Below are 23411 nucleotides of genomic sequence, written 5' to 3' on the forward strand. Positions count from 1 at the left end.
CGCCGAATGCTTGCTTCGAGATATCGCCCTTGCGAAGCAGCGCTTGCGCTTGCGACCTCACGCACGCGCTTCGCAGTCACGCGCGATCTTTCTGCTTGCTTAAGCAATCTTCGGGTGGCGCGACCACTTATGGGAGACGCGGGCAAAGTGCGCCTATTGTGCCCCCGCTTTTGCTGGGGCACACGGCGAGGAAGTCGCTCGGCCAAGTTATCTATGAGAAAGGAAAATGGTGGGCGCACAAGGGATCGAACCTTGGACCTCTCCCGTGTGAAGGCTGCGGGTCGTTACTAATCTGCAATGCAAATCAAATGGTTAAATGGTGGGTGCGCCGTTCGTGCACGGCGGATGCACGGTCGCAGGAGCGGACATATGCCGTGCGCTTATCGATTCGCTATGTTCAGCTCTAAGGGTTGGGAATAGCTGCGGCTATTCACTCGGGGGCTGCCCTTGAGCAGAGGACAAGGCAAAGCCGCCGATCATCGGATCAGCTAGCCGGCGACACGCCCTATGTCGCTGCCGCCGCCCAAATCTGATTTCGGCGAAACTCTTCGAGAAGGGCACGCCGCATCGCGTAGAACAGAGGACTTTCACCGTCAGCATTGTTCAGCTCATGGAAGGCGAGAGACTTGCATCCACCAAGCGTGCAATGCTTCGGGTGACGATCCCAGGCAGGCCCGCAATCGGTGTCGTCTACGACGCATATCGGACAATCCTCAACCAGATCTCTCAGCTTTTCGGCTGACAGCCCAAACACGCGAAGCAACTCTTGCGGCTGACGTACCGACGGAGATCGTTCACGCAGGATGTTGACAATATTGTCGACGTCGGCGGCCTCGAATGGTGGCGTCAATCGCCAGACCGATAGCTCACCACGTGCCAGCTCATCGGCCCGAATGAGGCTAACGACAGGATTGCCGCCCTTAATGTGCATCGTATAGCCAGCACGACACAGAACCTCGTCATCCCGGATTTTGCCGGGAGAAACGGGGTCGACATGCTCGCTCTCCCGCATGCACGGGCGATCATAGCCATCAACGAAGCAATTCATTCCCCACTCAGAAGCCTGCGCACGGGACCCGAGGACTGAAACTCTTCAACGATCTTTCTCTCTTCAAATATCGAGTGCCGCCACGGCTTATATTTTGCGAACGCCTTCCCAACGGCGACTCCGATAACGACCCGAGGGTTAGGGATCTCCAGCGAGAAAGCGCTTTCGCTCGCATCATCCCGCCAGACAAATGCTATCGAACCTGCCGAGTCATCTACCTCGATTTGCGGCAACACCGAACTGGTCGGCAGATATCCAGCCACGCGCAAAGCCGCGTCAATCAATTCCGAGGACGGCAAGATGGAATCTTCCGCGTGCGGCAGCTCAGGAATCCGCGCCAACCGATGGGCAATTCTGACGGTGAGATCAGGCGTACCCAACCAGGATATAATCCCATTATGCTCCAACTGACGAACGATGGTTCGCTTCGTCCAATAACCCGCTACGTGCGGCATAGGTTGGCAGAAGCTGTACTGGGCCGCCGCCGTCGTTGTGAGCGATCGCGTGGGGCTGACCAGCGTGCAGAGAGCGGTCAGGTTCGGTTCTGCAAAGGTTTTGGGCCAACCAACATGCTGAGACTCCTTCGAGGAGGGCAGCATGACCTGCCTGTTGGTCGGGTCATAGAGACCAGCAACTTTGTCGGTAAAGCTCGCGATGGTCGAGGACAGGATCGAAAAGACCTGGGCTTCAAGCAAACCTGATTCATTCTGCTCGAAGTCATGGTCAAGCTCGACGACGGCGTCGACATCGAAGTCGGCGTCATAAGAGAACATCTGCAACCGACGGGGCGCTGCGACGACCGAGCCTGAGATCAGGGTTGATGGTCCAATCGTTGCGCTCCCGCGGGTGCCGATGTTTGCAACAAGCGACTCGCCAGCCGCCTCGCCAATGTCGCTGTGACTCCAAGAGTCATCCAAGTCATGCTGCGCGAGCCAATCAGCCTTGACGCGTCGAGCCCCACCTAACCCGAATTTCCAGGCATTGGCTTGAGACGTCGACTGCATCACCGCTTCACCTTTATGCGCGCCTGCATCTCGTCCGTCAGTATGGATTGGAGTATTGCCTTGTTCGCCTCGTGCATGACCGGCATCTCTCCAGCGATCATGCCCTGGAGGGCATCATCATTCGATGAAACGAATTGAATGGGTTGTGAAGGACGAAACAACTGATTGTGCTGAACAACTACTCTTAGCTGCTCGTCAGGAACGCCTGGGATGCTGAGGTCCTCGCCAACTCCAGTTCGAACATCGACATTTAGTTGATTCAAGGTTGCCCCCAAAGGCCGATCGATGAACCAACCAGTATGCGAGTGCCAAAGGCGGCCTTTCGAGAACGCCGATGACGGAATCTCTTCGTTCGCTTTGAAAAGATGCGAGTAATCAGGTTTGTCTGCGGTCTCATCGAAGATAAAAACGTCAGAGACCGACAGGGCTATGCTCTGAACCGTCGTCGGCTTGGTCTGATCGAGCGCAGCCGACATAAGTCGACCCACCGTCGACAAGATATCCCGAGCCTTGTCCCACGTAGGTTGCCAACGCGTGTAGAGTGTTGTCGTCACTCTGATCTCGGTTCCGAACAGGCTCAACACCCAGCTCGCGCTTCCATCCGGCCGCTTATGAGAAAATTCAACACCCCTGAGTATCCGGTTTTGAGGCGCCCCGGTCGCAGGATTAATCACGATATCGAGCGCCTGCGGGAGATCAATTGCCGGCAGATCACGGCGCCAATCGGGATCCCGTTTGATCAAGGTTTCCAAGATCGGCCAAGGAATCGGCTGACTCAGCCCGATCGCGAAGCTCGCGCTCTGTATCGCGTGGTCTTCGTTGATCGGCTTGAAAGGCATCATTCTCACTCTGGCAGGCGAATCGTCGTACCATGCCGTCTGCAAGCCCGTCCACCGGAACGGACCGCTTTTCCAGCAAGAGATATGACCTCGCAGCGGGAGCACAAGGCCTTAGCGAGGTGCAAACCCACTGTAACCGACTGAAGTTAATCAAATTTTCCTCAACGCAATCTTGCGTAGATGGAAACATTCTATACAACGCGGCGGAGTTGGCTCATTCAACTAAAGTACGGGGCGGGCCGTACGGCACGCCCGATACAAGACTTCCCGTTGAACCGAGCCTCCTCGCGAGATACCTCCGGGGAACAGAAGTGTAATCCGAATTTTTCGAATGAAAACAATGCACGGCGCGACCTTCACACGGTAGAGGCCCAAAGTTGATCCTGGGTGCCGACCACGACGAGTCGGGTGATTTATCTTTTCCTCGCCGCTACGCCGCTCGACGCGCCCGCCACTCATCATACGCACGTTCGCCCGCCACCCGCTCGGCCTCCTTCAGGGTCTTCGCTCGGCGGCCGACGAGCTTCACCGGCTCGCGCATCCAATCCTGATCGAGCCATTCTTGAATGGTCGGCAGCTTGTTAATGGCCTCGATCAACGGGGCCTGGGGGACGTGCGTGTAGTGTCGGCTCATATCGTCGGCGGCGTGGCCGAGAATCTGATCCTTCTTGTGCGGGTGGACGCCCTCGACCACTAGCTGGGTCGAGACGGTGTGCCGCGCGGTGTAGGGGGCCACGTCGAAGACATGGGTCCGCAGCCGGGCGGCGGCTATCCCCTTCTTCATCTGCCCGCCGTTATCGTCATAGACGGTGAACGGCTCGTTTTCCCAAGTCCGTACCAGCCGCCCTGGCCGGTTCTCGACCATATCGGTCAGCATCGGGACAAGCGCCTGGTGGATCGGGACGCCGCGCGGTTCCCCGATCTTGGACTTCGGCAGCGTGATCCAGCGGTCCGCCACATTGACCTGTGACGTATTCATTGTGAAAAGTTCGATCGGCCGCATGCCGGTGTAGAACAGAATCGTGAACACGGTCGCGTTGGCGACACCCAATCCCCTGATGAACTCCCAGGCGGTCCCGTAGGGCACTGGATAGGAGCCGACGCGCTTCGGTCCGAAGCTCACGACGTTTGTCCCCTTCGGCTTCTTCGGCCTGATCCAGCGCTTCGGCTGTGCCCACTCCATCCGCTCGGCATGCGACCAAATTGCGATGAAGGGTGTCCATAGCTGGCGGTTGAGTGTGTCGGGCCGGACGTTCGGATAGAGCGTCTTGCCGATCTCATTCATCTGCGCCTGCGTGATGTTCTTCAGCGGAACGCCTATGAGGTGCGACATGAGGCCGGACCATTTTCCGGTCTCTTCATCGAAGGTGCCAAGGAAGCGCGGCGACCCACCGTTCTCCAAATAGGACTCCGCAGCCGCATCGAACGTCACCACGGCCTTCTTACCGTGAACCTGTTCGTCGAGCAGTTCCTTCTCTAGTTTGACGCGGAGACCTTCGGCCGCCGCTTTGTTAGTAGTTTTTGTAGATTGCCGGATTTCGTTGCCTTGGGCGTCCGTCCCCCGGATGATCCAACTGTGGTGATCCTCCCGCCGCCACAAGTAGAGTCGCATGATGACCTCATTCTATTGAAGATAGTGACGATGTCCGCTTCGATGAACCGATAGTCGCGGCCGACGCGCGCAGCGTTCGGCAGATGCTTGGCAACCAAGCCGTAGAGCGTCTTGCGTGAGACACGCAGCCGGACCATCACGTCAGCAGTCGTAAGGACGGTCTCGAGTGGCGTATTGTCGTTGGCGTGCTTCACTGGGGAGGCGCTCAGACTTCGGACTGACGGCAAGCTTTCTAGCGAATGTATCCGTCGAGTCAACGGATAAGACTGACAAAAAACTGATGCTTCTCGGGTCACGCAACATCCAAAGTCGGGACGGTGAAGGTGGCGCGCACCTTGCGCACACCGGCGATCACGTCGTCGAGGCGCATGGTGATCTCGAAGGAGCGGAAGCGCGCATCAAGCAGAGCGTAGGACACCGAGTCTGCGTCGGGCTTCGCGCCGCGCGAGACGGCAGCGGTGATCATCTGCGCGGTGGTCGGATCAATGGACGACATCTGTGGGCAATTCCTGCAAGAGAGCGTGTTGATCAGGATGGACGGCGGGCCGTTCCTTCCGCCGCGACTTGAACCGAACCTGCTTGATCGCGGAGGGGTCGCGGAGGAAGGGGAAGCGCTCGTGGATGCCGGTGACGATCTCGATCAGCGCTGTGACCGTCTGCGGCATCGTGAGGCCGAGCTTGTCGGCAATGGGCTGAAGCTCGGCGCGGACTTCCTCGGGCAGAGCCTTCGCGCGGGGCACCGCGACGAAGTCCCAGCCCAGAAAGCCCAGAACGGCTTCGAGCGACTCCAGACCTGGCTTGTTCTTGCGACGCCACGCCTTGATTGATGCACGGCGAACGCCCGAGCCCTCCTCGGTCTCGTCATAGGTGAAGCGGAGGCGAGCCATCTCCGCGAACACCAACTTCACATGCGGGCCGACGCGGTCGGGCATGGTGACCGTACGCCGGTTAGCCCGATCGCGCCGGTGACTAGTCATGCTTCGGACCCGCAGCCATCTCGGTCGAGGTGTTCATCATGCCGATCGCGCCGATCAGCTCGGGCTCCTCTTCGGCTTGGAAGAGCACACGGCGATTCGTATGGTCAGGGTGGAGGGCGACGGTGGCGACCTTGAACGCGCCCAGCATCGTCTTCAGGTACTGACCGTTGAGGCCGAAGGACGCCACCTCGCCGTTGATGTCAGCCTCGACCACATCAACGCCGCCGCCGGTCTGACCGCCGACCGCCACGACGAACCCTTCGTCAGACCCGGCGCACTGAAGACGGTAGCCTTGATCCTTCAGCGCAAATGGTTCGAGCAGGGCGACCGCGCTGGCGCACGCGTCACGCTCCAGCTTGATACGCGTCTCGCTCGGGTTAGATACGAGCGGCGTGTAGTTGGGATAGGTGCCGAGCAGCAACGAAGAGCAGAAGCGCGTCGTGTCGGTCGAGACGAAGATCGAATGCTCGTTGATGACGACTTGAACGTCTTCGGCGGCGCGGAACAAACGGATGATCTGCGACACGGTCTCGGCACTCAAGATAATGCCGGGCCGACCGCTGCTATCCACGGGCATACCTTCGGCCCCCTCTGGGGCCGGGATCGAGGTCATGATCAGGATCATGCCAGTGGTGCCAACGGCCGCAAGGCGCTTGCCGGTGATATGAAAGAACACGCCCTGCATCGGCGAGCTGGGGACGGTTGATAGTTCGGTGGCGGTGTGACCGAACAGCTTGACGAAATCCGATCCGTCGATTTTGAAGGTCGCGCCTTCCTCCCGATACTGCCGGGCAGGCCAGTCCTTGGCGGGCAGGGTCGGGAAGCTCGTGCGGGAGCGGCCTGCCTTGACGATCATCTCGTGCTTGGAATCGTCATAGTCGATCGTGACCTCGACGCCCTTCGGCAACCGGTCCACGACCATCTTCAGCTTACCAGCGTCAACGGTGGTCGAGCCTGCGCGCTCTATGGCGCACTCGCCTGACGCCTCGACTTGCATGCTGAAGTCGGTGGTGGCGACGTGCAGCATGCCGTCGCGTACGATAATGCGCGCGTTGTTCGCAATGACGGCGGGCGAGTTCTTCGGCGCGCTGGATACGCCGCGTGTCACGATCTCCGCGAGCTTGTCCCGATTGATCTTCAGTTTCATTGGCGACATGGTCCGTTGCCCCTCCCGTGAGCTGTAACGGACCGTATTTATTTATATCCGTTAAGTCAACGGATATATTAGGACGCTCAGGGCTGCTGCCTAGCCCAGCTCGCAGCTTCCTATGATGCGATCCAGTGCCTTCACTTGGGAGCGAGGCAAGTCGACGACTGTGCCGTCGCCCAGCATGCGGACGGTGATCTTGTCGATCGAGATCGTCACCACCTCGCGGATCGCGACCCGGCCGTCCGTTTGATGCACCACGGCAAAGCCTCCGTGCCCAACTTGCTTGTTGGGGTTGACGATCACCACCTCGCCAACTCTGAAGCGAGGAGCCATGGTATCGTCGGGCACCGCGATGCAATACACGTCATTGCTCAGCGGCATAACGAAGGGCGCTCTTCGCGAATCATTCAAAGCGAAGAAGCCATCGGGATCGGTGAGGCCTGTCTGGTAGAGCGTGATGGACTTCATCACCAGGGTGACGGGCTCAACGTTCTGAGGAAGTACGCCAGTTGCTGCAGTTCTCGGGGTGTCCTGCTCGCCGACTAGGTACGCATAGTCGCAATCCAAGACCGGAGCCAACTTCGTAAGTCCCTCTCTAGTTGGGTTGAGGGACTTCCCGGAAAGCAGATCATTCAAATAAGAAAGACCGAGCCCAGCTCTACGGGAAAGTTCATTCCGTGAAGTCTTCAGGCCCAAAACGCGCTCTTCAACGCGCTCTTTTATGGTTTCGAGTTTTGGATGCACCCGATGCTTTCGGCCGGGCTGCACAGCCTTCGCCATAGTTCCATTCCCCGTACGACCGAAGCTCAATACCATATTCGCGGTCCTCATCACTTGTAGACATCGCCTGCCAATATCCAAAACAATTTCAAAGACTAACGTCGCCGGATCGTTCGCCGCTTTGTCGAACGTCGCAATTCACGGTGTTTTATCCGTTTTATCCGTTGACTATCTGAGTTGCGTCCGTTAGACAAAGTTCAGCCGCATCAGCGGAAACTCTCAATCGATTCGGCATAGAGCCGGAAAATCGACGGATGTCAAGCGGCGGCGACGGACATAAATGACCGAACTATCGAAGCAGGAGCTTGTGGTTAAGGTTGCCGCACTCACTGCCACCATCGAAGACATGCGTCGCTCCATGGTCCTCGCGGCATCCCTGCCGGCGGGGTGGAGGCTGACTCCCAAAGAGCGCGACCTGTTCCTGGCCCTGATCTCGAACGAGACGGTCACGAAGCCCATGGCGATGGTCATCCTCTACGGAGCCAATCAGGACGGCCGCGAAACTCATTCCGTTGATGTCTTCATCTCGCGCATCCGTCGCAAGACTGAGGACCACTCCGTCACCATCGAGACCATTAATCGGACCGGCTACCGGCTGGTCGACCGGCTCGTATGGGCGAAGACCTTGAAGCTCGACACTTGCGTCGCGCACTAACCGGGGAGCCTAATGGCAATCTCACTCAAGAGCATCAAAAAGAAGACCGCTGCCGAGTTGCAGCCGATCTTCACGATTTACGGCGTTCCGAAGGTGGGCAAGTCGTCGCTCGCCTCTGAGTTTCCGCGACCGATCTTTATCCAGACCGCCGAAGGGGAGAGCGTTCCTGCGGGTGTCGTCGCCGAAACGCTCGAGGTCCGCAACTACGCCGAGTTGTGCGAGGCGATCACGGTGCTCGTCTCGGACGAACACAACTACGGAACCGCAATCTTCGACTCGACGACCGGCCTGGAGAACATCATCCGCGCAGAGGCTTGCGCTCGCAACGGTTGGAAGAACATCGAGGACCCCGGCTACGGCAAGGGCTACAAGATCGCCGCAGGCATTTTCCTCGAATACATCGACGGCATCATGACCCTGCGTCGTGAGCGCAACATGTCGATCGTGCAGCTCGGGCACTGCGATATCTCGCGCTTCGACTCGCCCTCGACTGACCCATATTCGCGCTATCGCATCAACCTCCACAAGGATGCCGCCGACATCGTCGAGGCGAACAGCGACGTGATCGCGTTCGTCAACTTCAAGGCCAGCATCAAGAAGGTCGATGCGGGCTTCAACAAGCAACTCACGCACGCCGAGGGCGGTGGCACCCGTTGGATGTTCCTCGAAGAGCGTCCCAGCCACATTGCGGGCAACCGCTTCGGCATGCCCCATGAACTCCAGTACCGCAAGGGTGAGGGATACAAGGCGCTCGCCAAGTACCTGCCGCCGGCACGGGAAGCCGCCTAGCACCCATTCCATCAGCGCCATAGCATCCAAGGGAGCATCAAGTGGCAGACTTCGGCGTAAACCTCAACGACGTGGACGCGGCGAATAGCAACGCGTCGGGCGGTGGCGGTCCCATCATCCCGCGCGGTCGCTACGGCTTCCAGATCGTCGAGGGCGAGATCAAGCAAAACTCGAAGAAGAATGGCGACAATTACGCGTTCAAGGCCGAGTGCACCGACGAAGGCCCGTTCTTCAAGTCCTTCGTCTACGGCACGATCGTCCTGTCGAACCCGAGCGCCTGGGCGCAGAACAACGGCCACGCGCAGTTGCAGGCGCTCGGCATGGCAATGGGCTTCGGCAAGGGCGAGTTCACCAACACGGACATGGCGCTCTATCAGCCGTTCGTCGCTGACATCGACATCGAGATCTACAAGAAGGACGGCCAGGACAAGGAACGGAACGTCTTCGCTGCGTTCATCCATGAGGGTAACGCCAACACCGAGCCGCCGTCCGAGAAGGCGCCGGCGGCGCCCGCTGGGAACGACAACAGCCGCGCGCAGACCAGCGCGGCGAACACCAGCCAGCCCAACCCCTCGACCGCACGCCAGACGCAGAACGGCGGTTCGGCTCCAACCACGGGTGGCGGTGCCGCTGGCGGACGTGCAATGCCTTGGAAGCGCTCCGCTTAAGGTGCGCTGACCCTTAGCCGGGGCTTCGGTCCCGGCTTCTACATCTCCCTTTCCCAACAGACTGCAGTCTGCCCAACGCGCCCTTCGGCGCGAACGATAGAGGCTTGCCCGATGGCCGAGTTCCCGGTCCTCCACAATCCGACGACGGCCGCGATCTATGAGGCGTATGCGAAGTCCCGCGCCCAGGCTTGGGACTCGATGGGCATCTCGATCTCGCTGCTCGGCGAAGAGTGCGAGCGAGCCCTTTGGTACGCGTTCCGCTGGGCGTCGAAGCCTGAAGTCATCGACGGCCTGAAGGCGATCACCTTCGAGACCGGCGAGATCGAAGAGACGCGTCTGCTCAACGCGCTGCGCATGATCGGCTGCGAGGTGGACGAAGTCGATAGCCGAGGGAAGCAGTATCGCGCCAGCGCGATCGCCGGTCACGTTCGCGGCAAGATGGACGGCAAGGTGCTCGGTCTCCCTGAAGCGCCAAAGACTTGGCATGTCGTCGAGTGCAAGTCGATGAAGGATACCTATTGGGAGAAGGTGAAGAAGCACGGCGTTCGCGAGGGCTACTTCTCGCATTGGGTCCAGCTCAACACCTATTGTCATCTCTTCGGCTTCGAGCGCGGCCTTTACATCTGCCGGAACAAGAACACCGGCGAGGTCTACAGCGAGCGCATCCACACCGACCACGCGGAGGCAATCCGTCTGCTTCAGCGCGCAGAGCGGATCGTCAACTTCGCGAACCCGCCGATGAAGCTGCACAACGATCCGAAGACTAAGGCCGCCTTCAAGTGTCGGGCCATGTGTAGCCACAAGGCGATCTGCCAAGACGGCGAGTTCGCACGCGTGTCGTGCCGCTCGTGCCTGCACGCAACGCCCGAGCACTTCGGCGATGCCGCGTGGTCCTGCTCACGGTGGGGAAAACCGCTCACGCTCGTAGAGCAGAAGGCCGGATGTCCGGCGCATCTCTTCGTCCCGACGCTCGTACCCGGCGAGGTCGTCGATTCCGACGAAGAGGAGGAATGGGTTCTTTACACGCTGCGCGATGGCCGTGAATGGCGCGACGGCTCCAAGCCGGCGACGCGCTACTGGCACCATGCCGAAAGCTGCTCGGTCTTTGCGACGCAATCAGACGAGCCAGACCCCCGGGAATGCGGCGGCGCTGACGCGATGCTGGTCGAGGAAATCACGGCCGAGCAGTTCGAACAACTCAAAGTTCACTACGCAACCGGGGAAAACCATGGCTGACTTTTCGCATCGCGTTCGCTTCGTCGACGCAACTCATCGCGACTGCAAGTTCTTCCTGCCAGGGGAGTCGGGCATGTTCGGCTTTGTCTGCGGCGCGCCGTGCGGCGAGGGTGAATCGTTCTGCGAGTGTCACTACCGGCAATGCTTCAAAACGCTCACGCCGGCCAGCCGCACGATCGCCCGGTACGATGACGTGATAGTCTGCGAGATGCAGATCGACGACTCCGAGCTGGAGCTGACGGAGCTGGTCTCCGGCGGGGCCATGCACTGATGCCCGTCGACCTCCGCGATTATCAACGCAAGGCGTGTGACGCGCCTTATGAGTACTGGTCCGAGAAGCCCAGGGGTAACCCGCTGATCGTGGTCCCGACCGGCGGCGGCAAATCCATGATCTTGGGCACGATCTGCGAAGAGTTCATCGGCTTCGAGCCGACGACGCGCATGATCATGGCAACGCACGTCAAGGAGTTGGTGCAGCAAAATTTCGAGGAGTTGCTTGGCATCTGGCCGTTCGCACCGGCCGGCGTCTACGCGGCTTCGCTGAAGCGCAAAGAGGTGCACAATCAGATCACCTTCGGCAGCATCCAGTCGATGTTCCGCGTGGCCGAGAAGTTCGGCCGCATCGACGTGCTGCTGATCGACGAAGCGCATCTCGTGCCGCCGGACGAAGCGGCCATGTACGGCAAATTCATAAAGGCGCTGCGCGCGGTCAATCCCGACATGCTGATATTGGGGCTGACCGCCACGCCTTACCGGCTCAACTCGGGCATGCTCACCGAAGGCGACGACGCGCTGTTCGATGACATCATCTATGAAATCTCGATCAAAGAGCTGATCGACATGGGCTACCTCTGTCCGCTCGTCTCGAAGGCGACGCAGACGGTGTTCGATCTGAAGGGCGTCGGCCGGGCTGGGGGTGACTTCAAGATCGGTGCGCTCCAGGCTGCCGTGGATAAGCACCCGGTCACGGAGGCGGCAGTCAAGGAGGTGATCGCGTTCGCGAGGAGCAACGAGCATCCGCGCAAGTCGTGGCTGTTCTTCTGCTCGGGCGTCGATCATGCCCTGCATGTCCGCGACGAAATCCGGCGACACGGCTATTCATGCGAGGCGATCCACGGCGACACCGATGACGGAGATCGTGACCGGTGGATTAAGGAGTTCAAGGCGGGCAAGATCACGGCGCTCACCAACGCGAACGTGCTCACGACCGGCTTCAACGCGCCGCGCACTGATCTGCTCGCGATGCTGCGACCGACCGAGTCGACGGCGCTGTACGTGCAGATGGTCGGCCGTGGCACGCGCTGCATGGGCAAGAACATCCACGAGTCGATCCGCAACGGAAAATCTGACTGCCTGGTTCTCGACTTCGCGGGCAACGTCCGGCGGCATGGTCCGGTGGATCAGGTGAAGGTGCGGAAGCCTGGTAAGGGCGGCGGCGAAGCCCCGGTCAAGGAATGTCCGGAGTGTCACTCGCTGATATTTGCGGGCCTGCGCGAGTGCCCGGATTGCGGCCACGCCTTCGAGCGCGATGTCGAGAAGAACATCAAGCAAACCGCCGACGCGGTGCCGATCCTGTCCACATCGAAGCCCAATTGGGTGAAGGTCAACCGGCGCACGTTCTATCGCCACGACAAGCCGGGCGGCACCCCCAGCGTCCGCGTCGAGTATGTGTGCGGCTTCACGGTGCACAAGGAATGGATTTGCCCGGAGCACAAGGGCTTCGCGCGCGTCAAGTTCGAGAAGTGGTGGAAGGAGCACGGTGGTGGCGACGATGCGCCGTTCACGATCAACGACACGCTCTCGGCGGCAGGCAAGAAGGTGCTGCGCGAGACGACGGAGATCATGATCCGCGCCAACGGGCGGCACTATGAGGTGATCGGCCGCAAGCTGGGAGCGCCCGGCGAGTTGACGCAGGACAACTTCGTCTCGGTCCAGCCCTCGCGTGAGGAGATCGTCGCGCAAAACTATGAACTCAACGGGAAGCCGGAAGAGGCGGCCCGCTACCGCGCCCAGGTCGCGGCCAGAGCGACCGCGAACGACAACCAGCGCCCGGCGATGCCCGGCACGAGCCGCGTACCGGCGGCAAAGGCGTCGATGCCAGGGCATGCGAAGCCGGTGACGCAGCTCCGTACGAGCGGGGAGCCCAAGGCCGACAGGGACGTGTTCGCCGGCACATGGGGCAAGCAAGACCTCGACGATGACATTCCATTCTGAGGAGACGGGGAAATGAGCGCACCGAAACCAAAGCGGCTGCTTCGCCGCAATGAAATCTATCAGAAGCTCTCGACGTACTGCGAGGCGCAGGGCTACCGCTACGAGCCCCTGATCGGCGGTAAGCATCATTACATTGAGGTCTACATCGGTGACGGCAGGCGCGTGCGAATGATCTTTTCAGCAAGCGCCAGCGACCATCGCGCTGCGAACAATGCCCTCACGGTGCTGAAGCGTCTCATTCGCGAACGTCAGGCGAGCAATGACAACAACAAGGTTTGATCCAGAGCCCGTGTGCTGTGGCGTCTGTCGCCGGCTTGCGGTGGGGATCGGCTATGCGCCTAAGCAAGGCAAGCCGGTGCTTTGGCTCTGCACGGACCCGACGTGCATTTCTTTGGGGGAGAGTGTTTTCAAGATGGCACCGAAGACTCTTAGTGCTCACGAGCTGTTCGCGCTTGACGAAGCTGGCGAGGTTGCGGGGGCTTACCTCGAACGCATCGGCAAGTTCGACTTGACGCAGTTGTCTGAGGCCGAGTGGATGGAGTTCCTGAAGACGGTCCTCAATACCTACGGCGAGCGGATGCGCGCTCGCTTGCTCGATCACGCCGCTCCGTTCTGAAGGCCGTCGTTATGTCCGAATCTCCGTTCGCCCAGGTTGGCCCGATCCTGTTCGAAAAGGGCTACTCGCCGATTCCGATCATGCCCGGCAATAAGGTGCCAGGCCTCATGGTTGGTGACGAATGGCGCATGTTCAAGGGCTGGAATGAGTTCTGCGTTGAGCGACCGTCGCAATTTCAGATCAACCAGTGGGCCAAATGGCAGGACGCGGGCGTCGGCATCGCCTGCGGCCGTGGCTTGATCTGCATCGACATCGATCAGGAAGAGATCATCGAGCCGTTGCTTGCGATCCTGCCGGTGTCCTACGTGCAGAAGAAGGGCCGGAAGGGCATCTCGCTCTTCTACCAGGGCAACACGGACGCCATCCGCTCGAAGAACTACCGGACGCCCGATCGTGTCGGCCTTGTCGATCTCTTGGCCGAAGGTAAGCAAACGGTGCTGCCGCCCTCGATCCATCCGGATACTGGCGAACCCTATTATTGGTGGACCGACGAAACGCTGCTCGATGTCGGCCTCGCGGCGCTGAACGAGCTGCCGAACGACATCGCCGACCAGATCGGCGAGGTGCTGCGCGCGTTCGGCTATGACCCGGACGGCGACCGGGCAGCCGACCCGGCCGGTTCGGATCACCCGGACACGTTGAGCAGCCACACCTCGAACTTCTTCCGCAAGCTCAACGAAGACGCGCTGGCCCGGATCGAGGCATGGGCACCGAAGCTCAAACTCCCTAAGGGGCGGTTCCTTGGCCGTGTCTATCGTGCGGTGGCTCCGTGGCGCGCCTCGGGCTCGGGCCGTGCCATGAGCCGCCGCTCGGCGAACCTCTCGATCTCTCCGGGCGGCGTTGAGGACTTCGGCACCGGCGAGAGCTTCACCGCGCTCAACGTCGTGATGAAGACGTTGCAGATCCCCGACTCCGAGTTGGACGCGGCCGTGCAGTGGCTTGGCGGCTGCCTTGCCTATGACTTTTCGCCGAACATCACCCTGACCATGGGGCCGAAGACGCTGGCGATCCTGGCCGAGCGCGAGGCCCGTGAGCGCGGCGAAGAGCCGCCGGTGCGCTCTGCGGTCGAGGAGGCGTTGACGCCCCCGCCGCACCCCGAATGGCATCCTACGCCCACCCCGGCGGTCGCAGAAAGGCCGACCGGCGGCGACCTCACCGCCTACGCCGCCGCACAGCCCAGCGCGCCGGCTGCGGCTCCTGCGGAGGCCACTGTTGGGCTGGTGGAGGAAGAGGAGGTCAACGCACCGGCGACGCCCCCAGCGCCATCTATGGCCGAGCTGGAGGCCCTTTGCCGTGGCATCCCCGGATTGGTCGGCGAGCTGGTCGAATGGATGGCGTGCTCGTCATCGAGCCCGTCGCGGCCGTGCGCCCTCGGGCCTGCACTGCTTTGGGTCGGGACGATCGCCGGCCGCCATCAGGCAGGGCCGACCGATCTGCGCACCAACCTCAACGTGGTGACCCTGGCACCGCCCGGCTACGGCAAAGACCACGCGCGCCAGGCGCTCTATCGGCTGGCGACGAAGACGGGACTGTTCCGCTTCATGGCCCCGGAGAACTTCCTGTCGGACTCCGCGCTCCGCAAGACGATCGAGCAGAACCCGGTCATGATGTCGATGATGGACGAGTTCGGCGGCTTCATCGGCAAGATCATGGATCGTCGCGCTGGCGCGCATCAGTCGAACCTGCGTCACATGATCCTCCAGCTCTTCACGACCTCCAACAGCGTCTATACCGGCGCCGCAGCCGCCCAGGAGCAGGCGACGCCGATACATCAGCCGTGCTTCTCGATCTATGGAACGACGACGCCGCATGACTTCTGGCCGTCGATGTCCGGCCGGGGCGTCGGTGACGGCTTCTTGCCGCGTTGGCTAGTGCTGCCGATCTCGGGCAAGCCGTTGCTCGACCAGCCGGTGACGCAGCCGTATCAGCCGCCGGACCGGATCGTCGAGGCAAGCCGTGCCGTGTTCAAGCTCTCGCGCCGTGGTGCCAACCTGCCGGACATGGCGTCGCAGCCGGTGGTCAATCCGATCGTCGCCGAGTGGGGCGAGGACGGCTTCGAAGCCTTCAGGTGGTATCGCGGGCACTTCGCGAAGTGCTCCGAGGAGGCGAGCGAGGACAGCAAAGTTCTGTGGACCCGCTCTATCGAGATCATGCTGCGGATCGGCCATATCGTCGCGATCGGCATCAACCCCGAGCGGCCGATGCTCACGGACGAGCTGGTCGATTGGGCGGGGCGGCTCACCGAGCTTTCGACCAAGTCTTGCATTGTCGAGATGAAGGACCGGCTGGCATCGAACGATAAGCAGGCGGAATATCTGTTCGTGCGGCGGCTGATCAAGGAAGCTGGTCAGGCCGGGATTACCACGGTGGCGCTGAAGCAACAGATCAACGGGCTCTTCGACAACGCGCGTTACGAGTCGATCATCAAGCAGCTTCAGGACGCCAATCAGGTGAGCGGCCGCATGGGAACCGGGCCTCGCGGTGGCCGTCCAACGTTTCGCTACTACGCTGCCGCCTAGGCGGTGACCCCATAAACCTGCAGGGGGCGGATGGTTTGCCAAAGTCCGCTTTGCGCCGTTCGCGACCAATTCCTGCAGCGCATCTGAATGACCCGATGGTCAACAATGCACCTCGCGTCGAAGTCCGAGAATGTCCCCTAAGAGCGACGAGCTGACATCACAAGGCGGTCCAATCAACCATTGTCAATAGTGCGATCTGAGCGCGATGCGGTAGATAGTGGCGACATACAGAGCCCGTATGGAACGTCAAGGTGGCGGCAGGAAAATGTCCTCCAGCAAATCGAATGCCTCGACTAAACGTTGATAGTCGACCTCGGGCATATCCTTTGCGTGCGCGTCTATCCTATAGTTATTGACGGCGTTTAAGGCGTCTGAAATCTGGGTAGATCGATCGTGCTGACTACGTCGTACAAACTTTAGCAGCTCAATTAGATATAGCGGGCTGTTGTTCCTTGAAAAGGCTTGCCGTCTATTTAGCGAACCAAGTTTGATTTGCCTGTCTTCTGAGAGGCATGCCTCCACACTTTTTGTCCATTCGCTAGGCTCTAGCTTCTCAGCCCAACGGTAGAGCCAGCTTCTGATCTCTTGCTCGAGGTTGTTTCGACGTTTACTTATATACGCCCATTTCTGCTCACGAGTCGCAGAGTTTGCATGGTTTAGACTCTTTCGAACGGTGTCAGCAACGGCGTCGAATGCAAATTCATAGTCGTCTTGGCGTCGAATAACCAGTCCGTAGCCGATCAGATGTTCGACGTATTCGGGGGAGTATCCCACCATTTCCTTGAAGGTGGAGACCTCGCCGCGCGCGAGGTATTCAAGCATTGCATACTCGTCCGGGTAAAACGCATTCAGATTGCTCAGAATCTCCTTCATATAATTCTGAAGGTCTGAGCCGGCTTCTTGCTCGGCCTCATTGCATGCAACGATCGAAACCGTTCGTGGTCGGCTTGTTGGTGTCCTCTTGTGGATTTGGCTGCATAATTGGCGTGTAAAAAAGGGATGACCTCCAAATCGCTGATAAATATGCGAGAGAACGCTCGCATCAAAATCCAATCCCATAAAGTAGCCGAGTCGCGTTATCATTTCCCTCGTGTCTGCTTGAGTGAGCATGGGAATAAACGTCTTTGGTGCGAACAGGTAGACCGGGTTTGCTATTCCATTGAGCTTGGGCAATTCGAATAGGTGCGGGTTGGTGCCGACGAAGCAAAATGTCATCTTTCTTTTTTTTGCGTTCTGGAAGAACGATCTGGCTATTTGCCAAAAAAGCAACGCATCTTCTTCCGTTCGCCAATGCGCGGACGCGGCTGTCTTCGGTGAGATATTTTCTATCTCATCAAAAATGAGAAGTACGTCGTTTCCCGCAGCATTCAGCGCGTCATTCAGGTGGCGTTGGAACCCTGCAGAGATTTGGTCGGGTGTGTTGCCCAACGAGATATTTATCTTCTTGAGGTTGAGCTGCTGGCGTACGTCTGCCACAATTTGTTCGAGCAGTGCTCCATAGCGCTTTGCATGAACCGCTGGGTCCTGGCAATCGATCACGATGGTCTGGCAACTAGATGCTCCCGATCGCCTTTGAATGGCGTAGATCGTTGAAGTCTTGCCGCTCTTTCTTAAGCCAAAGAGCGCGCTGTTTTGTCCAGACTTGTGTAAATCGATCACATTGTCGACGATAGCCTTTCGTCCGAAGAAAAAATACTCGTGCTTGAGCGGGGATTGATATCCGAATAAATCTCGGATGAGATAGTTTCGCCGAATTGCGTTGAATAGAAAGTCGTCAGTTGCGGAATGAAAATCGTCGTAACGGTATGGGATGACGACGGGGTATTCGATGTCTTGAAGGAGATAGTGCCTAATGCTGTTCTCTATGTCGCGGTCACGGCTGATGAGAAATCGGAAAGAGCGGTCGACCCGGACATCATCAAACTGGTCGCACGTTAGGTCAAACGCGCGTAACGTTCGGGCTTCAAAGGTCTCGTAATCGGCGAACAGAACCACAATCTCACGTTCCACATTCAACGCGGCGGAGACGCCCTGGGCGGGTCTCATGAGGAAGGCTCGGTAGTTGCTATTTCCGACCTGCGTCGGCGCGGCGGCACGTGTGATGTAAAAGTGGCCCGCCAGTCTCATTATGATCTGGCGTTCTGCTAGGGTGAATGCGCTCAGTTCAAAGTTGGAATTGACGCCCGGATAGGTGGGCATTTGACGCGCCTCCCCAAAACTTCACTATTATACCACTATATGTTGTGATATTGAAGCAATGAAACTCCGGCGGCAAGAGCGGAGATTGGTAGTCAACAGCTCCAACTATTCGGACTCCCTTGGTTGGGGAGGCGTGGCCGATGTCCGCTGGGGGGGGCTGAATTTAGACGCCGGTGACTCAGTCGCAAAGGCCGGCCTTGGGTCATTCGCTGCCTCCTTCAGCCATTGGCAAGTCCGGCGACGTCCGCGTTGCTCTGAAGGTAGGGGTAGGTCAGCGAACGAGGGTCTCATAGTAAACACGCTCCTGAGGGTCCGGTGGCGCCCGATCTGTATGCGCTGAGAAGAGAAGCCCGCTGAGGCGGGCTCTCAAGTACCTTGTGGAGTAGGATCAGCCGTCTTCATCGGTCGCGGCCGCTACGGCGGACTGGACCTCAATACTGCTCGGCAGGCCGTCGAAAGTAAGCCTCCCGGCCTCGGTTGGCCCGGGCGCATCGAGCCACAAGTGCGGGATGGGCGCAGCATTTTCAAAGGCAATCGCCTTTGACGTAGAAGTGCCTTTCACGGCCGAAATCACCGGCGCTTCATAAGTGAGGGCGGACGCTCCCATCAACACGGCGCAGACCAGGGCAATAAGCTGTGTAAGGTGGAGAAGCCTCGACCGGCTCCCCTCTCTCGCATAGTGGCGTAGTGCGGTGGCGCAAATCTGACTGTCTGTCGGCCCCAGCAACGTCTCTTCAGAACTACTAAGCGCAATGGCCAAGGCCAGTGCGTCGCCCTTGCTAGTCACTTTAGATCGTCTCCTTGAGCCGACTTTCGGTCGGCGTGCCCACGGTGGCCAATGCCCCAGATGATTGTCGAAGTATAATAATACCGTGATGTATTTCCGTCGAACGACTGCCCGTCAATTAGAAACCCACGGAATTGGTTGGGAAGGTTATGGAAACGTGTCGGCGCAACTCGGGTGCCTCACAGTGCAGCCCACGTGAGGGTCAACGAGGGGTGGAATGCAGCCGCGGCTGTTCGGGTTGCCTTCCAGTCTCCGCTGCACCACTCGAACGCAGGTTGGCCGCACGCAGAACCTTGCGACCATAGGCAGTGCAGACCGGCCGCCCATAGACGCCGCGCTGGTAGAGGCTGATGCCGGCGCACCCAACGCCGCCACGACTGATAGCGATCCTTAGATAGCGAAGCCCCGCGCGCAGGCCGGTGCTGCAATCGTACAGATCCCCTGTGACGCCAACGGACCGCGCGGTGGCCGGCTTGACCTGCATGATCCCGCGCTCACCGGCGCGGCCAGTGAGGCGGCAGTTATAGTTGCTCTCCACGCGGATGACAGCATGCACGAGGCTGGGCGCGAGCCCGTGCTGGTCTGCGGCGGAATTGATCAACTCGTGCAGTCCAGACCCGGCGAATGCAGGCATGGTGGTGGCGATCACGCTCGCGGCAGCGAGCGCGCTGATAAGGCGCTTCATTCCCAGTTCTCCTAAGCCGCGATCTCTTCGCAAGCGAAGCGACGGGCCTCGTCGCGGCGACGCTGATTTTGCTTGTGCGTCACCATTTCCAGATGATCCGGGTTCACGCAGCGGCGTGTCCGGCAGCGATGATCGAGTTGCTTGCGGGGAGGGATGGGACCATGCTCGATGACGTACATCACGATATGGACGGCCATGGTGCCGCCATCGAGACACATCCTCGGATAGTCTTTTCCCCGCCCGTTGCTCCCCGACGTAGGCCCCGTCCAGATGTGGCAGGGTGTATCGAGCACCGTCCCTTGAACGACCTCGAGGCGAGACATCACCTTGTCTCGGATGCGTTCGCGGCGCGTGCTCATTTGGATAACCCCAAATGCGCCTCCTGCCGCGCCTGCCGTTGCTTGAACACCTGAATGTGGTAGGCGCGATTGCCCGGCGTATCGGCCGTCGCGTGGTTGACGCGCGAGAGCGCCATGCGGGGCAGGCCGTCTTCGGTCCACGTATGGAGCAGTTCGGTGAAGGGATGGCCGTTAACGGCCAGCCGTGGAACGATCTTCACGTCTACGTTGGTGAGCACGCGCATGATCAGGCGGCTTCCCGATTGCTGGTGACGCCCAGGGCGGCCAGCTTCTCGTCCACGACCGCGATCTGCTGCTCGAAGACCAGCCTCATGTCGGGCAGCATGCGCTCCGTAAGATCGGGCCGAATGTCGTTGCTCTCGATCCTGACGCGGGGGCGGGAGCCACGCGTAACGGAGGCGAGGCTGGACAGGTAGGCGCGTTCCTTGATCAGCTCCGCGACGGCGGCGAAGTCACTCAGTTTCATCGGTGCCACCCTCAACCGAACAAGACGTTCTGATCGGCGTGGACAGCGGGAGCACGCTTGATGCGGCTGACTCCCCGCGTGGCGGACTTGGAGGGCTTCAGACCTGGCTCGACGGCGGGCAGAGCCACCTCGGTCTCGCGATCCTTGTGGCGCAGAAGGTGAGCTGCCATGCCGCTGGCGTTCGGACGGCGATCCTTGGTCTTGACCAGCACACCGGACTTGACCAGCTCCGTGCAGCGGGGGTGGATCGCGAAGGGCGTCTCGCGCAATCGATCGGCGATCTCATCAGCGGTCATCCTATAGCCGGAGAGCATCAGGTTCTCGATCGAGGCGCGTAGCATCTTGGCGCGCCCGGCGATCTTCTTCCCGGCATCCTTGGATGCCCCGCCGCCCTTCGATCCAGGCGTAGTCGGATAGGTCATAGGCAAAGTTCTCCCGTTCGCGCAGAAGGCGCGCTTCCAGACCAGCGATGTTTGGGTGGTGTCCCTACCTGCCACCGAGTCGGCGGCTTCCACTGCCAAGACGTATATCCGTTATATCCGTCAGGAAAGAACTTTGTGATGGATGTAGCAACGTCAAGCCGTGGATAAAACGGGGGAGGGCGTTCCGGGTGACCTTCAAAAGGTCCGTTATAGGAAATGCCAAAAGTCGCAAATTATAGGAATAGGTTTCGCGGAAAACCTCGGGGGTTTCCGGCGAAACCTTCCGCTATAGGGGTCGCAGAAAAGGGGTTTTTGAGGTTTCGGGTTCATGATGTAAGAATCTAGTATTCTTGTAACTTACTTATATCCGTTGAAGTCTCAATAAGGGTGGAGTTATAACGTAGAAACCCGAAACCCCGGAAACCCCTCCGCGACGGACATAAGAACGGATGAAATTGAAGGACGAGACGGCGCTGTGGGTGACCGCGATGGGCGGCATGGCGTTGCCAGCGGAGGGGATGACGTTGAGCGCCTTCGGCGCGGCCCTGCGGGTCTCACCAGATCGGGCCGAGAAGGCAGCTCGGTATCTGCACCGCAAACGGCTGGTCTTCGTCTCGAGGCGGCTCGGCCATGTCCGCGTCCTGCCGGTGTCGGCCAAGCGGCTCCGTGGTCGGCCGAGCGGCGTGATCCCGGTGGGACCGAAGCTCGACCTCCGGCTTGTCGGGCTCCTCACCGAAGCGCATCCGATCTTCCTGTCGGTGAAGGAGATGCGCCGGGACATGCCGAGCGACTGGAGGGATCGCCCCGAGCTGCGTGCCGAGCTGTCGGACGGCATCGCGGGACAGAGCGATCGGATCATGAAGCTCTGCCGTCGCTTCTTGGCCGTCCACGGGACGCACCTAGCGGGGCTCCGTGAGGCGCTGTGGCTCGATCAGGCGGACATCATGCCCCTGATCGCGCAACGGCACCCAGCGCTCGCCCTGGGCGGCCCTGATGCCCTTCCGGCTCCCGTGGTGGACAGCCAGGCCAAGCGGGTCTCGAAGAACCTGAGCCATCAAGATCGCGTCCTGGCGTATGTCCGCGGAGCGGGGAAGAATGGCATCACGGTTTCCGACATCAGCTTCAACTTCGGCAACCGGCTGAAGCGCCCGGTGCTGAACGACATCGTGGCGACCCTGGAGAGCGTCGGGCAGGTGATCGTGGTCGAGTGTCGCACGGCATCGCGCGGTCGCATGGGCGTCCGCCTGTTCGATCCGGCGCACGGGGAGCCCGTGGTGCTGCCGAACGGTCGGCTGGTCGCGGTCGAGTGAAATCTCTCTCCGATTGTGATGCCTATCGCTTTGTCAGCGAGATAAGGCTGGATGGATCAAATTCCCAATAGCTAGTCTCGTCAGTCTGCATGATGTCATAATAAGATCGGTCTCCAATTAGAACCGGATACATCCACCATGCTGGAGGGCCCAGACAGGACGCGACGAGATAGGTTTCGTCAGGGCGGTCGGTCCTCTCCTTTACCAGCGGCAGATATGTATCCGTGATGAGGTTGATATTCGTGATCTGAATGTCGTTCTGCTCCAGTACTAAGATGGTTTTCGCGCCTTCATTGGCCTTCCAGGCGGCCAGTTTGGGGAACTTCTTATCGATGGCGACTTGCATGCGCGCCGCGCGACGCTTCTCCATGTCGTCTACCAAATGTCTAATCTCGAAGTATTTGCCCGGGAATATGGGTGGCTCGTACCGGATCAATACTACATCACATGGTACGCCGGTCGGTTTCGTAGGACCCGCGATATTCCCACTATGATCGGGAAATGTTGGTTTCGGGATGGTCGGCGCGGTCTCTTTCACCCAAGTGACAATAGACTGTTGAACACGCGCCAGCTCAGCGGGTTTGAGACCATCGAGCGTATTGATCGGCATGTTCAATTGAAAAAGGGCGTCGGTTCCGAGGGAGTCCTTTAGCGCATTTGATATTGGCGCAAATAGCGTCTCGGTCTGGGCTTCCATGCGTATATGGCCGTCGAAAGGCTCGACGACAGTATGTTCGAGGGCATATAACTGATCGCCCAGCGTGAATGCTAGATCGACGGGATGCTTGTGATTTTCCGTTTCAGGCCAGCGAAGATTGTCACGCGTGCGACCTTCGCGCTCTTCGAGACGTTTGACCATCGCGTCGCAAACTTCGCCTTCGTAGCGAGTAAGCAAAGGACTCGGTTTACGAGGTTTCTCCAATTGCGATCGAAGCATCGCAGCGAGGGTGTTCGACTCGCTAATTGTCAATTTCTCAAGTTGATCCACAATTTTCGATAGATCTCGCATCGGCCAATAATTCCTTCTCCCAAAATCCGCAGTGATTTCCAACGATAGCGCACGGTTAGGTAGTTGT

27 protein-coding genes are annotated in these 23411 nt (G+C 59.5%); 10 read left to right on the forward strand and 17 right to left on the reverse strand.

Annotated elements, in window-relative coordinates; genetic code table 11:
- Positions 1–505: 505 nt before the first annotated feature.
- The 9 genes from S58_RS07995 to S58_RS08030 all read right to left on the reverse strand — a co-directional run bounded on the left by S58_RS07995 (position 506) and on the right by S58_RS08030 (position 7410).
- Positions 506–1048: a hypothetical protein gene (locus S58_RS07995; protein ID WP_015664763.1), complete on the reverse strand. Its 543-nt coding sequence runs from the start codon at positions 1046–1048 to the stop codon at positions 506–508.
- A complete protein-coding gene (locus S58_RS08000) occupies positions 1045–2052 on the reverse strand; it encodes a hypothetical protein (protein ID WP_015664764.1) in 1008 nt (335 codons plus the stop codon). Before S58_RS08000 ends, S58_RS07995 begins: the two co-directional genes overlap by 4 nt.
- Entirely contained in the window at positions 2052–2894 is an 843-nt protein-coding gene (locus S58_RS08005) for a TIGR04255 family protein (RefSeq protein ID WP_042338966.1), read from the reverse strand. Before S58_RS08005 ends, S58_RS08000 begins: the two co-directional genes overlap by 1 nt.
- A gap of 427 nt (positions 2895–3321) precedes the next feature.
- Positions 3322–4461 carry a tyrosine-type recombinase/integrase gene (locus S58_RS08010; RefSeq protein ID WP_377811992.1) on the reverse strand — a complete coding sequence of 380 codons (1140 nt, stop codon included), beginning with the start codon at positions 4459–4461 and terminating at the stop codon, positions 3322–3324.
- The gene (locus tag S58_RS39455; RefSeq protein WP_144058276.1) at positions 4368–4799 is read right to left on the reverse strand and encodes a helix-turn-helix domain-containing protein; all 432 of its coding nucleotides are present in this window, start codon (positions 4797–4799) and stop codon (positions 4368–4370) included. The genes S58_RS08010 and S58_RS39455 overlap by 94 nt, the downstream gene beginning before the upstream one ends.
- Positions 4796–4999 (reverse strand): hypothetical protein, encoded by a 204-nt coding sequence (locus S58_RS08015; protein WP_015664767.1) that lies wholly within the window; start codon positions 4997–4999, stop codon positions 4796–4798. The genes S58_RS39455 and S58_RS08015 overlap by 4 nt, the downstream gene beginning before the upstream one ends.
- On the reverse strand, positions 4986–5435 hold the full coding sequence (locus S58_RS08020) for a hypothetical protein (RefSeq protein WP_144058277.1): 450 nt from the start codon (positions 5433–5435) through the stop codon (positions 4986–4988). The genes S58_RS08015 and S58_RS08020 overlap by 14 nt, the downstream gene beginning before the upstream one ends.
- A 37-nt stretch (positions 5436–5472) precedes the next feature.
- On the reverse strand, positions 5473–6627 hold the full coding sequence (locus S58_RS08025) for a DNA polymerase III subunit beta (protein WP_015664769.1): 1155 nt from the start codon (positions 6625–6627) through the stop codon (positions 5473–5475).
- A gap of 99 nt (positions 6628–6726) precedes the next feature.
- Positions 6727–7410: a LexA family transcriptional regulator gene (locus tag S58_RS08030; protein WP_144058278.1), complete on the reverse strand. Its 684-nt coding sequence runs from the start codon at positions 7408–7410 to the stop codon at positions 6727–6729.
- 280 nt (positions 7411–7690) lie between these two features.
- Here S58_RS08030 and S58_RS08035 point away from each other — a divergent pair, with 280 nt between their 5' ends.
- The 9 genes from S58_RS08035 to S58_RS08075 all read left to right on the forward strand — a co-directional run bounded on the left by S58_RS08035 (position 7691) and on the right by S58_RS08075 (position 16107).
- Positions 7691–8065, forward strand: a complete 375-nt coding sequence (locus tag S58_RS08035) for a helix-turn-helix domain-containing protein (protein ID WP_015664771.1) — start codon at positions 7691–7693, stop codon at positions 8063–8065.
- Between the two features lie 57 nt (positions 8066–8122).
- On the forward strand, positions 8123–8854 hold the full coding sequence (locus S58_RS08040) for an ATP-binding protein (protein ID WP_244440728.1): 732 nt from the start codon (positions 8123–8125) through the stop codon (positions 8852–8854).
- A gap of 41 nt (positions 8855–8895) precedes the next feature.
- Positions 8896–9522, forward strand: coding sequence for a hypothetical protein (locus tag S58_RS08045; protein WP_015664773.1), 627 nt, complete (start codon positions 8896–8898; stop codon positions 9520–9522).
- Between the two features lie 111 nt (positions 9523–9633).
- Positions 9634–10758: a hypothetical protein gene (locus tag S58_RS08050; RefSeq protein ID WP_015664774.1), complete on the forward strand. Its 1125-nt coding sequence runs from the start codon at positions 9634–9636 to the stop codon at positions 10756–10758.
- Between the two features lie 73 nt (positions 10759–10831).
- Positions 10832–11029 (forward strand): hypothetical protein, encoded by a 198-nt coding sequence (locus tag S58_RS08055; protein ID WP_144058279.1) that lies wholly within the window; start codon positions 10832–10834, stop codon positions 11027–11029.
- Entirely contained in the window at positions 11029–12972 is a 1944-nt protein-coding gene (locus tag S58_RS08060) for a DEAD/DEAH box helicase (protein ID WP_015664776.1), read from the forward strand. Before S58_RS08055 ends, S58_RS08060 begins: the two co-directional genes overlap by 1 nt.
- Before the next feature lie 12 nt (positions 12973–12984).
- Positions 12985–13251, forward strand: coding sequence for a hypothetical protein (locus S58_RS08065; RefSeq protein ID WP_015664777.1), 267 nt, complete (start codon positions 12985–12987; stop codon positions 13249–13251).
- A gap of 133 nt (positions 13252–13384) precedes the next feature.
- The gene (locus S58_RS08070; RefSeq protein ID WP_144058280.1) at positions 13385–13588 is read left to right on the forward strand and encodes a DUF6511 domain-containing protein; all 204 of its coding nucleotides are present in this window, start codon (positions 13385–13387) and stop codon (positions 13586–13588) included.
- Positions 13589–13599: 11 nt separating this feature from the next.
- Positions 13600–16107, forward strand: a complete 2508-nt coding sequence (locus S58_RS08075) for a bifunctional DNA primase/polymerase (RefSeq protein ID WP_015664779.1) — start codon at positions 13600–13602, stop codon at positions 16105–16107.
- A gap of 246 nt (positions 16108–16353) precedes the next feature.
- Here the strand turns inward: S58_RS08075 and S58_RS08080 are convergent, their stop codons facing one another.
- The 7 genes from S58_RS08080 to S58_RS08110 all read right to left on the reverse strand — a co-directional run bounded on the left by S58_RS08080 (position 16354) and on the right by S58_RS08110 (position 21025).
- Complete coding sequence (locus S58_RS08080) at positions 16354–18306, reverse strand: AAA family ATPase (protein WP_042338973.1); 1953 nt, start codon at positions 18304–18306, stop codon at positions 16354–16356.
- 388 nt (positions 18307–18694) lie between these two features.
- Positions 18695–19093: a hypothetical protein gene (locus S58_RS08085; RefSeq protein ID WP_015664782.1), complete on the reverse strand. Its 399-nt coding sequence runs from the start codon at positions 19091–19093 to the stop codon at positions 18695–18697.
- Positions 19094–19295: 202 nt separating this feature from the next.
- Entirely contained in the window at positions 19296–19778 is a 483-nt protein-coding gene (locus tag S58_RS35775; protein WP_015664783.1) for a transglycosylase SLT domain-containing protein, read from the reverse strand.
- 11 nt (positions 19779–19789) lie between these two features.
- Positions 19790–20137: an HNH endonuclease signature motif containing protein gene (locus S58_RS08095; RefSeq protein WP_015664784.1), complete on the reverse strand. Its 348-nt coding sequence runs from the start codon at positions 20135–20137 to the stop codon at positions 19790–19792.
- Positions 20134–20361 carry a hypothetical protein gene (locus tag S58_RS08100; protein WP_015664785.1) on the reverse strand — a complete coding sequence of 76 codons (228 nt, stop codon included), beginning with the start codon at positions 20359–20361 and terminating at the stop codon, positions 20134–20136. Before S58_RS08100 ends, S58_RS08095 begins: the two co-directional genes overlap by 4 nt.
- A gap of 2 nt (positions 20362–20363) precedes the next feature.
- Positions 20364–20603, reverse strand: coding sequence for a hypothetical protein (locus S58_RS08105; protein WP_015664786.1), 240 nt, complete (start codon positions 20601–20603; stop codon positions 20364–20366).
- 11 nt (positions 20604–20614) lie between these two features.
- Complete coding sequence (locus tag S58_RS08110) at positions 20615–21025, reverse strand: hypothetical protein (protein ID WP_015664787.1); 411 nt, start codon at positions 21023–21025, stop codon at positions 20615–20617.
- A gap of 455 nt (positions 21026–21480) precedes the next feature.
- Between S58_RS08110 and S58_RS35780 the strand changes: the two genes are divergently transcribed.
- Entirely contained in the window at positions 21481–22335 is an 855-nt protein-coding gene (locus tag S58_RS35780) for a hypothetical protein (RefSeq protein ID WP_144058281.1), read from the forward strand.
- Positions 22336–22357: 22 nt separating this feature from the next.
- On the opposite strand, the gene S58_RS08125 is transcribed toward S58_RS35780, so the two are convergent.
- On the reverse strand, positions 22358–23344 hold the full coding sequence (locus S58_RS08125) for a hypothetical protein (protein ID WP_015664789.1): 987 nt from the start codon (positions 23342–23344) through the stop codon (positions 22358–22360).
- Between the last annotated feature and the right edge of the window lie 67 nt (positions 23345–23411).

Origin of the sequence: Bradyrhizobium oligotrophicum S58, from assembly GCF_000344805.1 — a bacterium.
GTDB classification, from domain to species: Bacteria; Pseudomonadota; Alphaproteobacteria; order Rhizobiales; family Xanthobacteraceae; genus Bradyrhizobium; species Bradyrhizobium oligotrophicum.